Origin of the sequence: Nostoc sp., from assembly GCF_036917465.1 — a bacterium.
Lineage (GTDB): Bacteria > Cyanobacteriota > Cyanobacteriia > Cyanobacteriales > Nostocaceae > Nostoc.
The window spans coordinates 1-13,305 of the sequence record NZ_JBALDL010000062.1 but is presented as its reverse complement, the minus strand read 5'-3'; the positions used below and the strand labels follow the sequence as shown (position 1 = coordinate 13,305).

At 38.2% G+C, this 13,305-nt stretch carries 15 protein-coding genes; 13 read left to right on the top strand and 2 right to left on the bottom strand.

All coding sequences use genetic code 11. From position 1 onward, the window contains the following. Positions 1-557 precede the first annotated feature (557 nt). Genes V7K38_RS13915 through V7K38_RS13895 form a run of 5 tightly spaced genes read left to right on the top strand, consistent with a single transcriptional unit; the run spans position 558 to position 5,191 of the window. Positions 558-1,805: an ABC transporter substrate-binding protein gene (locus V7K38_RS13915; RefSeq protein ID WP_334858583.1), complete on the top strand. Its 1,248-nt coding sequence runs from the start codon at positions 558-560 to the stop codon at positions 1,803-1,805. Positions 1,806-1,812: 7 nt separating this feature from the next. Then, positions 1,813-2,763, top strand: coding sequence for a branched-chain amino acid ABC transporter permease (locus tag V7K38_RS13910; protein WP_334858581.1), 951 nt, complete (start codon positions 1,813-1,815; stop codon positions 2,761-2,763). Positions 2,764-2,777: 14 nt separating this feature from the next. After that, positions 2,778-3,380 carry a Uma2 family endonuclease gene (locus V7K38_RS13905; RefSeq protein ID WP_334858579.1) on the top strand — a complete coding sequence of 201 codons (603 nt, stop codon included), beginning with the start codon at positions 2,778-2,780 and terminating at the stop codon, positions 3,378-3,380. Positions 3,381-3,412: 32 nt separating this feature from the next. Continuing rightward, positions 3,413-4,387: a branched-chain amino acid ABC transporter permease gene (locus V7K38_RS13900; RefSeq protein WP_334858577.1), complete on the top strand. Its 975-nt coding sequence runs from the start codon at positions 3,413-3,415 to the stop codon at positions 4,385-4,387. Positions 4,388-4,420: 33 nt separating this feature from the next. Continuing rightward, positions 4,421-5,191 carry an ABC transporter ATP-binding protein gene (locus tag V7K38_RS13895; protein ID WP_334858575.1) on the top strand — a complete coding sequence of 257 codons (771 nt, stop codon included), beginning with the start codon at positions 4,421-4,423 and terminating at the stop codon, positions 5,189-5,191. Between the two features lie 16 nt (positions 5,192-5,207). On the opposite strand, the gene V7K38_RS13890 is transcribed toward V7K38_RS13895, so the two are convergent. Together V7K38_RS13890 and V7K38_RS13885 are read right to left on the bottom strand one after the other, a co-directional pair. Next, positions 5,208-6,077 (bottom strand): Rpn family recombination-promoting nuclease/putative transposase, encoded by an 870-nt coding sequence (locus V7K38_RS13890; protein ID WP_334858574.1) that lies wholly within the window; start codon positions 6,075-6,077, stop codon positions 5,208-5,210. A 59-nt stretch (positions 6,078-6,136) separates the two neighbouring features. Continuing rightward, positions 6,137-7,012, bottom strand: coding sequence for a DUF4351 domain-containing protein (locus V7K38_RS13885; RefSeq protein WP_334858572.1), 876 nt, complete (start codon positions 7,010-7,012; stop codon positions 6,137-6,139). A 160-nt stretch (positions 7,013-7,172) separates the two neighbouring features. On the opposite strand from V7K38_RS13885, the gene V7K38_RS13880 reads away from it, so the two are divergent. The 8 genes from V7K38_RS13880 to V7K38_RS13845 all read left to right on the top strand — a co-directional run bounded on the left by V7K38_RS13880 (position 7,173) and on the right by V7K38_RS13845 (position 13,259). Beyond that, positions 7,173-7,904 carry an ABC transporter ATP-binding protein gene (locus V7K38_RS13880; protein WP_334858569.1) on the top strand — a complete coding sequence of 244 codons (732 nt, stop codon included), beginning with the start codon at positions 7,173-7,175 and terminating at the stop codon, positions 7,902-7,904. A gap of 106 nt (positions 7,905-8,010) precedes the next feature. Continuing rightward, complete coding sequence (locus V7K38_RS13875) at positions 8,011-8,574, top strand: Uma2 family endonuclease (RefSeq protein ID WP_334858568.1); 564 nt, start codon at positions 8,011-8,013, stop codon at positions 8,572-8,574. A 29-nt stretch (positions 8,575-8,603) separates the two neighbouring features. Beyond that, the gene (locus V7K38_RS13870) at positions 8,604-8,951 is read left to right on the top strand and encodes a DUF1493 family protein (protein ID WP_334858567.1); all 348 of its coding nucleotides are present in this window, start codon (positions 8,604-8,606) and stop codon (positions 8,949-8,951) included. A 163-nt stretch (positions 8,952-9,114) separates the two neighbouring features. Beyond that, entirely contained in the window at positions 9,115-9,762 is a 648-nt protein-coding gene (locus tag V7K38_RS13865) for a histidine phosphatase family protein (RefSeq protein ID WP_334858566.1), read from the top strand. Positions 9,763-9,846: 84 nt separating this feature from the next. After that, positions 9,847-10,872: a glucokinase gene (locus V7K38_RS13860; protein WP_334858565.1), complete on the top strand. Its 1,026-nt coding sequence runs from the start codon at positions 9,847-9,849 to the stop codon at positions 10,870-10,872. A gap of 45 nt (positions 10,873-10,917) precedes the next feature. Then, the gene (locus tag V7K38_RS13855) at positions 10,918-11,520 is read left to right on the top strand and encodes a hypothetical protein (protein ID WP_334858564.1); all 603 of its coding nucleotides are present in this window, start codon (positions 10,918-10,920) and stop codon (positions 11,518-11,520) included. Between the two features lie 508 nt (positions 11,521-12,028). Continuing rightward, positions 12,029-12,400 carry a fasciclin domain-containing protein gene (locus V7K38_RS13850; protein WP_334858562.1) on the top strand — a complete coding sequence of 124 codons (372 nt, stop codon included), beginning with the start codon at positions 12,029-12,031 and terminating at the stop codon, positions 12,398-12,400. A gap of 715 nt (positions 12,401-13,115) precedes the next feature. Continuing rightward, on the top strand, positions 13,116-13,259 hold the full coding sequence (locus V7K38_RS13845; RefSeq protein WP_334858560.1) for a DUF1816 domain-containing protein: 144 nt from the start codon (positions 13,116-13,118) through the stop codon (positions 13,257-13,259). The last annotated feature ends 46 nt before the right edge of the window (positions 13,260-13,305 follow it).

Here is a 13,305-nt window from a genome sequence, read left to right as displayed (position 1 = left end):
CAAATACCTAATTGTATAAGAAGTTGTATTAAAAGTGTTTAACTGTGACTTTAAGCACCTTTACATCCCTCTTAACCTCTCTATTCAAGTAACTTTAGTTAAACTAAGAGATTTAGAGTAATCTAAAACTTTTGATACCGACAAAAGGAGTTTTAAAACATTCTCTAAGAAATGATTTTTAAAGTAAACCTTAAATTATAGGGTACGTTGTACGTTACAGCTAGGACATCATGGCGGAAATCAACCTACCATCTGAACTGGGTAAAAAGCTTGCAGTATAGGTATTCTTTCTTTTTAATTTTTGTACTAATTTTTACCCTTTTAAACCTAAAATATTTACATAGCTGTAATGCACCCTTCCTTTGGAGCTGCGAATAGTTAAATTATTATTAATTCTAATAACTTGAATAACAAACATTTGGAATATTTTTATTTGCATAATCAAATAAAAATGATTTAATAAAATAAAATTCTTGCAAAAATATAAACTGCCTAATTTAGTTTGCAGACCTTATTGACTTTTGCAGAATATCTAATAACTGCATGATTATTTAACGATGAATAACGCGATCGCTCAGACAACAGCATTATTATCAACTTGCGCTTTGCTACTAACAGGCTGTGGTGGTGGCGGTGGCTCTGTAACTAATACTCCAAACAGTACTACAAATAACACTACTACTAACACTACCCAGACAACGACTATATCGGGTGCTATTCCCATCGGTATCGCTTTAGCACAAACTAGCAACGTAGCATTACTTGGTCAAGAAGGATTTGTGGGAGCCAGAATTGCTGAGAAATATTTCAATAGTAAAGGTGGTATTAATGGCACTCCTATTAAATTAATAGCCCAAGATACTAGCGGTGATGAAGCTGGAGCAATTAACGCTTTTCAAACTTTAATTAACAAAGATAAAGTTGTTGGTATTGTTGGCCCTACTTTATCACAGCAAGCTTTTAGTGCTGATCCCATAGCCGAACGTGCTAAAGTTCCAGTTATTGGAGCATCAAATACCGCAAAAGGAATTCCAGAAATTGGTAATTATGTAGCTCGTGTATCTGCCCCTGTTTCTATAGTTGCCCCTAATTCGGTGAAAGCTGCACTCAAGCAGAATCCTCAAATTAAAAAAGTGGCAGTTTTTTACGCCCAAAATGATGCATTTAACAAATCAGAAACAGAAATCTTTCAACAAACAGTTAAAGAACAAGGGCTAGAATTAGTAACAGTTCAAAAGTTCCAAACTACTGATACAGACTTTCAAGCCCAAGCTACTAATGCAATTAACTTAAAACCAGATTTAGTAATTATTTCGGGACTAGCTGCCGATGGTGGTAACTTAGTGCGGCAACTGCGAGAACTAGGTTATAAAGGTATAATTATTGGTGGTAATGGTCTGAATACACCCAATGTTTTATCAGTGTGTAAAGCCCTTTGCGATGGTGTGCTGATTGCTCAAGCTTACAGTCCTGAATATCCTGGTGAGATTAATAAAGTATTTCGCCAAGCCTATATTGAGCAGTACAAGAAAGAACCAGCCCAATTTACCGGTCAAGCTTTCGCGGCAGTGCAAGTGTATGTTGAAGCTCTTAAAAAGCTGGATAAAAAGTCTAAAATCAGCACATTATCTCTTGATAAACTGCGGACAGAATTGAACAAGGAAATACTCACTGGAGAGTATGATACTCCATTAGGTAAGATCGGTTTTACACCAATAGGTGATGTAGTTCAAAGCGAATTTTATGTCGCCCGAATTAAGATGGATAAAGATGGAAATACTGGAAAATTCGTATTTATAAAATAGTTGCAACATGGATATAACTCTATTTTTGCAGCAATTTTTGAACGGATTATCTATTGGTAGTATCTATGCAATTTTTGCATTAGGGTATACCTTAGTGTATTCGATTTTGGGTATCATTAATTTAGCTCATGGTGCAATTTTCACCTTGGGCGCATATTTCACCTATGCTCTTATGGGTGGTAGCTTTGGATTTAATGGCTTGCTAGCTAATGCAGCCTTGCCAATCAAATTACCATTTGCTATAGCTTTGATTTTAGGAAGTACCTTAGCAGGATTAATAGGGGTTGTGATGGAACGGGTTGCTTTTCAACCTTTGCGCCGTCAAGGATCTGATCCTTTACTAACTGTTGTTTCCAGCTTGGGGGTAGCAGTGGTAATTGTGAACTTAATCCAGTATTTAATAGGCGCAGAAAGTTACACATACCCCGCAGATACTTATGGGAATTTACCACCTTCTATTAACTTTGGTACTCAAGAAAAGGAAATTCCCATTCGCACCGTTCAAATAATAATTTTTGCTGTATCAGTTTTGATTGTGGCAATTATTACCTATTTTATCAATCGGACTAAGTATGGTAAAGCAATGCAAGCGATCGCAGAAGATCCGACTACAGCTAGTTTGTTAGGGATTAATAGCGATCGTTTTATCATCTTAACATTCTTCATCAGTAGTTTTTTAGCAGGATTAGCAGGAACTTTAGTCGCTTCTAGTGTTAGTATTGCTGGCCCATATTTCGGCATTGCTTTTGGATTGCGGGGTTTAGCAGTAATTGTCTTAGGAGGTTTAGGTAGTATTCCCGGCGCAGTTTTAGGAGGATTACTCATTGGGTTAGTTGAAGCTTTTGTGCCGGCGGAATATTCCGGCTACAAAGAAGCTGTAGCTTATGGAATACTATTTATCATGTTGTTAGTTAGACCGCAAGGTTTGCTAGGTCGTCGGTTTATTCAGAAAGTTTAAAGAGACGTAGCGCGATGAAAACATACACTAAACAAAAATTAACTTTTGATGATTTTTTGGAACAGTGTTCAGAGGAAGGTTTATATGAACTTGTGGATGGAGAAATTGTAGAAGTGCGTGCAACTAGAAATCATGATGATGTAGCTGATTTTGCGGCTGACTGTTTCAAAGATGAAATTAAACGTCTAAATCTGAATTATGTAGTAAAAAATACAGCAGTTTTTAGAACTATAACTGTCAATGGAATAGAACAAGGGCGCAAGCCTGATATTAGTGTTATAGATAAAGATATATGGCGTTCAAATCGTTCTGCTTATTCTGCACTTGAAGAACCCATTCAGTTAGCTATCGAGGTAACATCAACTAATTGGGAAGATGACTACATTGATAAATTGGATGAATATCAACGCTTAGGGATTACAGAATATTGGATTGTGGATTATTTGGCAATTGGTTTAAGAGAGTATTTGGGAAATCCCAAAGTTCCGGCTGTGTTTGTTTTTCTACTAGATGCTGAAGGTAAATATCAACGTACACAGTTTAGAGGTTCAGAAAGAATCGTGTCACGGACTTTTCCTGAATTGGCGCTAACAGCAGAGGAAATATTAACAGCTTAATAAAAGTCATAGCTTAATTAAAATATTTTACAATGGCTGAATTTTTCTCTACTTATGAATCATCAATAGTCTACATGGTATTGGAGGCTTTATTAGGATTATCGCTTTACTTACCACTAATGGCTGGACAATTGTCTTTAGCTAGTCCTGGATTTTATGCTTTAGGTGGATATATTGCCGCGATTTTATCTACAAAAGTTTTCCCATCTAGTAATAATTTATTTCCCATTCCATTACTTTTATTAGAAATGTTAATCGCTGGTTTATTTTCCGGTATATTAGCTGTAATAGTCGGAATTCCGGCATTAAGGTTGCGGGGTATTTATTTAGCGATCGCAACTATCGCTTTTGTAGAAGTTTTACGAGTTGTATCCTTAAATTTAGATATTACAGGTGGTGCTGTCGGGATTTTTGGTATTCCTCAACCATTCCAAAGCCAAATAGAATATTTGTGGATTGCCATACCATTACTGTTAATTAGTATGGTATTATTTTACCGATTAGAACGCATTCGTACAGGTAGAGCATTCATCGCCATCCGCGAAGATGAATTAGCCGCCAGTGCAATGGGAATTAACCCCACTTATTACAAAGTTTTAGCTTTTACTCTCGGAGCGATTCTTGCCGGAATTGTAGGTGTAATCAGCGCTCATTTTCTCAATACTTGGAATGCTCGACAAGGTACGTTTGATGCTAGTATTACCTATTTAACGATTGTACTAATAGGTGGTTCTAGAACTTTTTTAGGTTCGGTTGTCGGCGCTATTGTCCTGAAAGTTTTATTAGAAATTATTTTACGAAGAATAGCCGATATAGCCGGATTACCCAATTGGTTATCCCAATTCTTACGAGATGGGAGATTAATTATTTATGGTATATTAATAGTCTTAGGAACTATATTTTTTCCCCAAGGATTTGTAACTCCAGATATTTTGAAAACCCTTCAAACAAAATTGAAAAAGTTAATTTTTAAAACATCAAAACGCACCAGTAATTATGATGGGTGAAAAAGCAGCCGATTTGATTAAAGCCACAGCGCAATGACAAATAACATTGTTTTAGAAGCCAAATCACTGACTCGCCGTTTTGGGGGTTTAGTGGCAGTGAATAATGTATCTTTTACAGTTAATCAACATGAGATTTTTGGATTAATTGGCCCTAATGGCGCTGGTAAAACAACACTGTTTAATTTGATTACAGCTTTTATTCCCCTTTCTAGTGGAGAATTGCGCTATCAAGGTGCTAATATTTCCCAACTACGTCCGCATCAAATCGCAGGTTTAGGTATTGCTCGGACTTTTCAAAATATTCGCTTATTTGGGGAATTATCAGCGTTAGAAAATGTCATAATTGCTCGACATTTGGATAATAAAAGTAATTTTTTAACAGGAGTTTTGGGATTACCGCCAGCCCGTCGGGAAGAGAAAAAAAGTAGGCGGAAAGCTTTAGAATTATTGGATATGGTAGGCTTAAGCGATCGCGCTGACGAAAAAGCCAAAAACTTTGCTTACGGCGATCAGCGTCGGCTAGAAATTGCCCGCGCTTTAGCCCTAGAACCGCAAATCTTACTCCTCGATGAACCTGCGGCGGGGATGAATCCCAACGAAAAGCACCAACTGAGCGAATTTATCCGCAGTCTGCGAGAACAGTTTAATTTGACGATCATTCTGATTGAACACCATGTACCCTTGGTTATGGGTTTGTGCGATCGCATTGCCGTGTTAGATTTTGGGCAGTTGATTGCCTTGGGTGAACCATCTGTAGTTAGAAACGATCCAGCTGTAATTGAAGCATATTTGGGAAATGAATGATAACTTAACTTGAGAATTACAAAATCTGTTGCAATTCCTCAATAGTATTTGCAGTGACAATATTCCGTAAAATTGTCTTCAAACGCTCTAAATCTTGAATCTGCTTAATTTGTGGGATTAAGTTTAAGCTGCGATCGCCGAATTTCAACTCTAAATTAATTTCAATAGCAGAAAGTATTCCTTGCATTTCTCCGCGTGCTTCCCCGCGTTCTTCCCCGCGTGCTTCTCCTTCGCGTAAAATTTCTTGATACCAAGGTGACTCACGTAATACGGACATATCCCACCTCATGATTTCTTGAACGAGCGTATTCTCTAAAACAAACGTAGCAAAAAAAGCTAGAACTGTTTCCAGTTGGTTTAGTTGTTCATCAGCACGGAGAATTTGCAATGCTTCTCTAATAATAGATTCATTTTCACCACCTTTGAGAATGGGTACAAATGGCAGTAAGGATGGTAAGGGTTGCTGAAAAGCAATGTTGACATCAATTTCCCACAGGTTAATTACCCGATAATCCTGTATTGCCCGTAATCCTGCAATATTTGATGTAAAGCTTGTAGGTATTTCGTTGTTACCAGTTTTAAGAATATTGATCAGAACGGGGTATGTTGGTAAGTCATATTTTTCTTCCGCAAGCGCAGCATAAGCACGCATCCGACGTGGCATGTTCGACTTATAGCGTAATTGCAATTCGTTGAGAAGCAAAAATTCTCCATGTTGGGGACTACTGACACGGATTAAAACATCACTTTCTCGGCTAATCCATTGAAATTCACTATTTAGAATTTCTCCAGCAACAATATCAGGAATCTGCGTTACCCATCTTGCCCAGTTATTGGGTGCGAGGCTGATTAATTTTTTGGTACTAACATCAGCAGGCTTTGTCATCAAGGTATAGATACACTCAGTAAGTAAGATTTATGGTAACTTCATATCTCCTATAGAATTCATGTAAACAAAATTTTCACAAATTCGTCTACAGAACTCACTGCGATCGCGCTATCCATTAAAATTTCTAATTGTTCGACACTTTCACCCTCAAGCCTTGCTTCTACTTCATGAGGAATTTCGCCAAAACGTCGTCGCAATACTCGAATTAACTGTTGTCGTCCACCCTGCTGAAGACCTTGCTGAAGACCTTGCTGAAGACCACGTTCCTCACCTTCGTTAAGAATTTCCTGATACCAAGGCGATTCTCGCAATACTGTCATATCCCACCTCATGATTTGTTGCACTAAAGGCGTGTCTAAGACAAAGCTAGCAAAAAATGCTAGCAATGATTCTAATTGGTTCAACTGTGGGTCTGCTTGTAGCGCCTGTAATGCGCGTTGCACGACTAATACCTCTCCCCCTCCTCGGAGGATTGGCACAAAGGGTAACAACGACGGTAGTGGTTGCTCAAACGCTATTTCAGCATCGATTTCCCACAAATTAATTACGCGATAATCTTGGATGGCACGTAATCCCAGAAATTCCTGCTCGTAACTATTGACAATAGTTAAGGTGGATGGAGGCGGTAAAATGTTAATGAGGACTGGGTAAGTTGGCAATCGATAGCGTTCTTGTGCTAATGCTGTGTATGCTCTCATGCGTAGAGGCATCTGTGTTGTATAACGCAGTTGTAGTTCATTTAGTACTAGAAAATCTCCGTGAGTGGCACTGTATGCCTTCACCAACACATCTGTTTCGCGGCTAATCCACTGAAACTCAGAGCCGAGAACTTCTTTCGCTACGACTTCAGGACGCTGTGTCACCCACTGTACCCATGCATCGGGAGCTAAATTAATTAGTCGTTTGCTACCAATATCTGCTGCTTTTGCCACAGGACGCTTGATATATTTATCAGTAATTAATGGTACATCATAAAGATTGCAGTATTCTGGCGTTGGTTTTTAAGTTTAAACAATGTCTACGCACTGTTTTAAGAAATGTATGATTGATGTATCTTAGATTTTGAATCAACATTTCTGGATGTAAACCGCCATGAAATCCGAAAGTAGACCAGATTATACAATTTTAGAACTTCAAGAACTTGATGTAAATTATGGCGGTATTCAAGCTCTGAAAAAGATTAATTTAGTTATTCAAAAAGGCGAGGTAGTGACTCTAATTGGTGCTAATGGTGCTGGTAAAACTACTACACTCCGCGCCATATCTAAAGTAGTTAATCCTAAGAGTGGCGGAATTATTTATAATGGACATAATATTACCCGTCGCCAAACTCACGAACTTGTACAACTTGGGATTGCCCATTGTCCTGAAGGACGCAGAGTATTAGCGCGACAAACAGTATTTGATAACTTACTTTTAGGTGCTTACATTCGCTCCAATCAAGCGGAGATTAAAGCAGATATTCAGCATCAATTTGACCTATTTCCACGTTTGTCTCAAAGACGCAATCAACTAGCAGGAACTCTGAGCGGTGGTGAACAACAAATGTTAGCGATCGCACGGGCTGTAATGAGTAGACCAAAACTCTTACTTTTAGATGAGCCTAGCTTAGGTTTAGCCCCTGCGATCGTCCGGGAAATCTTCTCGATTATTGAAAATCTCCGGGCTACAGGCGTGACTATTTTATTAGTTGAACAAAACGCTAATCTAGCACTGCAAATTGCCGATCGCGGTTATGTTTTGGAAGCCGGTTCTATCACTTTATCAGGTGCAGCATCAGAATTAATTAGTGATGAGCGAGTTAAAAAAGCTTATTTAGGGTAAAATCGTGAACTACAAGATCCTCTACTTTTTTAAGAAGTCGGGGATCTCAGCTTTTAAGCTATAGATAATTTATTGTTATATATGAATAATTGTAAGGCAAAAGTAAATGGTAAAATCGCTAACTAAATCCCTAAGTTTAGAAGAGTTTTTGAAACTACCAGAAACAAAACCAGCTAGTGAATACATCAACGGTCAAATTACTCAAAAACCAATGCCACAGGGAAAACATAGTAAATTACAGGGTAACTTAGTCACAGGTATAAATGCAGTAGTTGAAAGTCGAAAAATTGCCCTTGCATTTCCAGAGTTACGGTGTACTTTTGGCGGACGTTCAATTGTACCTGATGTAACAGTATTTGCTTGGGAACGGATTCCCATAGATGAACGGGGAGATGTCGCTAATGTCTTCAATACTTATCCCGACTGGACGATTGAGATTCTTTCGCCAGATCAAAGCCAGACTAAAGTAACCGGAAATATTCTACATTGTTTAAAACATGGTAGTCGCTTTGGTTGGCTGATTGATCCAGATGAGCGTTCTGTTTTAGTCTATCCACCAAAGCAGCAACCAGAACTTTTACAAGAAGAACAAGAAATATTACCAGTTCCCGATTTAGTTAGCGATCTTCAACTAACTGTAGGGCAACTATTTGGATGGTTAAAGTTATAAGCAAATTATATAGATTGATCTCTGGCTTTATGTCATTTACAGATAGATTTAACCAACTTGCAGTAATTCTTTCTCATGAACTGGGTGTACAAATAAAACATATTGCTCTTAATACACGGCTTCGGGAAGACCTCAAAATAGATGGCGATGATGTTGATGTACTATTTTGTAAAATTGCTGAACAGTTTGGCGTAGATTGGCAAGGGTTTGCTTTTTGCTGCTACTTCCATGAAGAACCACATTTATTTTTTTTACTTTTTGAATCTTACTATCGCAAACGTCACGGTGCGCTCAAAACAATTACAATTAGTCATCTACTATCAGTTATTGAGTGTGGAGTTTGGTTTGAACCATCCCAATCTGGTATTTATATTTAAATTCATTACACAATCTTAACTAATTTATATTGATAAGTTTTCCAAATTATTTATATTATTACAAATTATTACAAATAATGTCCTATATTAATATTTGCAGCCCTCCTTGCAGATATCTATATTTGTTTAGCGGCGAATTCTATTCATCGGAATAATTAAACCCATGAGTCAAATAGTCTGGATAGCAAGACACGCTAACCGCCTCGATTTCGTAAACCCTGATTGGTTTCTCACCGCCGAACGACGTTACGATCCGCCCTTGTCTGATGATGGTATGGTGCAGGCACAACATTTAGCGAAACGATTGAAAAAAGAAAAGATTTCCCATATTTTCGCTTCCCCTTTCCTGCGAACCGTACAAACGGCAAATGCAGTTGCAGAACTGCTCAACTTGCCAATTAAACTCGAAACAGGTTTGAGTGAATGGCTAAATCCAGCTTGGATGACGGAAGAACCCGAAAGACTCTCAACTCCAGCGTTAGCAAAATTATTCCCCAGGATTGACACCAGCTATACTTCGCGCATTGCTGCCAAATATCCTGAAACTCACGAAAAAGTGCGAGAACGTTCTGGGCAAACTGCTAGATGTTTAGCTACTGAGTTCTTCCCAGAGGATATTCTGCTTGTAGCACATGGGGCATCTGTATTGGGGGGAGCAATGGGGCTAGTGGGGGAAATTGCCAAAACAGAAGTCAAGGCTTCTCTATGTTCTCTAGTAAAAGTGGTACGCGAAGATCCAGAATGGTTGCTAGAACTGAAGGGAGATACTTCTCATTTAACCCACATAGAGGAAGTGATTCGATTTGCTTAAACCTCTGATAGATATTTGTGTTGATAGCTTCTGGTAGGTTGGGTATATCCCACAAATAAAGTAATTAATCCCCGAATAAGTTCTATGACTTTATTACTAGCAGGAGACATCGGCGGTACGAAAACTATTCTTCGATTGGTTGAAACATCAGATTCACCAAATCCACATACTATTTATCAGGAAAGTTACCACAGTGCTGATTTTCCCGATTTAGTACCCATAGTGCAGCAGTTTTTGGTCAAAGCTAATACACCAATACCAGAAAAGGCTTGTTTTGCGATCGCAGGCCCCATTGTCAAAAATACTGCCAAGCTGACCAATTTAGCCTGGTTTTTGGATACCGAACGTCTACAAGAAGAATTAGGTATCCCGCATATTTCTTTGATTAACGACTTCGCCGCCATTGGCTATGGCATTGTAGGTTTACAAAAACAAGACTTGCTGACGTTACAAGTTGGCAAATCTCAACCTGAAGCCCCGATTGGGATTATTGGTGCTGGTACTGGCTTAGGACAAGGATTTTTAATCAAACAGGGTAACAACTATCAAGTTTTTCCCTCAGAAGGTGGACACGCTGACTTCGCTCCTCGGAACGAGATGGAATTTCAACTGTTGAGATACCTGCTGGGTAAACATGATATCCAGCGCCTTTCTGTAGAACGGGTGGTTTCTGGAATGGGAATTGTGGCAATTTATCAATTTTTGCGCGATCGCAAATTTGCCCACGAATCACCAGATATCGCCCAAGTCGTCAGAACTTGGGAACAAGAAGCCGGACAAGAAGAGAAAAGTGTCGATCCTGGTGCTGTTATTGGTACAGCCGCATTAGAAGGACGCGATCGCCTTTCCGAACAAACCTTGCAATTATTTATAGAAGCTTATGGTGCAGAAGCTGGTAATCTCGCCCTGAAACTCCTACCTTATGGTGGCTTATACATTGCTGGTGGGATTGCGCCCAAAATTCTCCCCTTAATCCAAAATAGTGGTTTCTTATTAAACTTCACCCAAAAAGGCAGAATGCGCCGCCTCCTCGAAGAAATACCCGTGTATATTATCCTCAACCCGGAAGTGGGGCTAATAGGTGCTGCTTTATGCGCTGCTAGGTTATAACAGCTAGCATCATCAGTGAGATCGGTATCTCAAAAGGCAAAATTTATGACAGTTAAAAGTCTGTTGCCATTAATCGCCACCACCTTTATCTGTGGTGGTTCTATTTTCGTGGAAGCACGTCAACCCAAACCTCCGGTGGCTGTTGTCAAACCAAGCGTCGCTAAACCCGTGCAGCCAAAATGGAAGGTATACACCGCTCCAGATGGGCGCTTTACTATTTTGATGCCGGGAAACCCCAACAGAAATACCGAATCCCAAAAAACTTACATGGGGGAAATTACCTTAGAAATATTTGTTGCTCAACCACCAAAACAGGAAATCGCATACATAGTTGCTTACAATGATTTTCCTTATAGTTATGGTCAAATAACTGACCCCCAAGCTGTACTTAATAATGCGCGGGATATGGCTTTAAAGACTACGAAAAGTAATCTAATCAGTCAACGAAATATTCGTAGTTATAATAATCATCCTGGTAAAGAAATTGAGTACATCAATTCTGGAGGGAAAATCACTATAAATAGAATGTATATTGCCCAAGGAAGGCTATATCAAGTAATGGCAATAACTACAAAAAAACAGCAAAAGACATTAGCTAAAACTATTACTGGGTATTTAAATTCTTTCAATGTAGTTTTGAAAAAGTGAAATAATTCGTACGTCGGAGAACTCGCAGAGTAGCCGCTACACGTCTATGGATGCAATACACTCTGACATTCACTTCAAAGCCTCTCCTAAATGACAAAAATGTGGGTAGAGCATTTTTTAACTTGTGTGTCTAAAATCACTACCCAAAATCCTTAACTGACAAAATTCGCAGTCTCCAGATCCCCGACTTCGTAAAAGTTGTCGGTGATCTAACTTTTCACGAGTGATTTAGGACTGCTATATAAACAGGTAAACGCAAATAATTAAAAATAATGTATACTCTGTTACAAATTCTGTAATACACCGCAAATTAGATAAAATATCTTGGATTGTCGCTAACAAGATTTTTCCATTGCCTCCTAAATTCTGCCGGATTTTAATTATTTAATTTTTTTAGCTAAAATCATACAATTTATACGCTACTCAACCACTTACTCAAACATGATTTATAACACTAGGATGTCATGCTAAAAATAATAAGTAAATTACACACAAGCAAGTTAAATGAATGACTGATATTATTGATACTGCCGTTAACACTGGTTCTTTTAGCACCCTAGTTGATGCAATCAAGGCCGCCAATCTGATAGATACTCTCAAAGGGGTTGACTCATTTATTGCCTCTGCATCCACAAGTCAAGCATTTGACAACCTTCCAGCAGGTACTGTAGAGACATTGCTTAACAATATTAATAAGATTCAGGAACTGCTGACATATCACATCGTTTCCGGTAAGGTAATACCCATAAACCCGATTGAAGGTTCAAGTTTTAAAATTGCTCCTTTCAATAATTTCAATACAGATGATAAGTCAGAGCATCTAAATCCGATGCTGCTGATGATAACGGTGTCTTCCACATCATTGTTGATTCCTCGGTAAATATATAGATAGTGAATAACATCTCAGAGGTAGAAACTATTTATAGTCATTACCTCATTATTGTCTAGATATATTTTAAGTAGATTAACTGTTCTTAAATATTAGACCTCTCTCCCAAGAGGAGAGAGGCTTTGAATTATCTATAAGCAAGGCTGGTAGTTAGATTTAATGTTTTTTAGGGTTGTTTAACTTAGGCAATATTTGAGACAATAACATTATTCAATACTACTTGTTTAAAAATATTAATAAGTTAGTTTTCGTTGCTAAACCCAATTATAAATTTTATTTTTACGATTACCTTATTAGTATTTAAATATTCATTTTAGCGTTTCTCAGTTGAGTGAAGTACAAGAAACCCACCCCCCACTCTTTGAGCGTGGACTATGATGTATCTCGGATGATTACGGAAACGCTATATTTATCTTCAAAGTTACGCGAAAAATAGCAACAATATCAGCTACATAAATTTAGCAGATGAGGCTTTGAAAATGAAACATTTTTTTACGCATCCAAATAATTTGATATGTATTTCTAGACAGAATTATATATCTACAGAAATGAGTCAATCTATAAAGGGAAAATATACTTGTGTTTGCTGTTCAAATGCTTTACTCCGTCACGTGAGTTCAGGGAGAGCTTACTGGCGTTGTAGCTACTGCTATCAAGAAATGCCAGTGTAGAAAACAAAATCAAGTTAAATTAATAATTGGTATCCATGATGAATTTACTTCAATCTAATCAATCAGAGTTCGCCTGGTGGGTAGAAGTTAACACCACTGTTCCGCGCTGTACTTATTACTTTGGCCCTTTTGATATAGCAATTATCAGTCTTATGAAGTACAGTAGCAGCAGTGAGTAAACCAACCCACTAAATTTTCTATCGTCACTTCTGCAAATGCCGCATC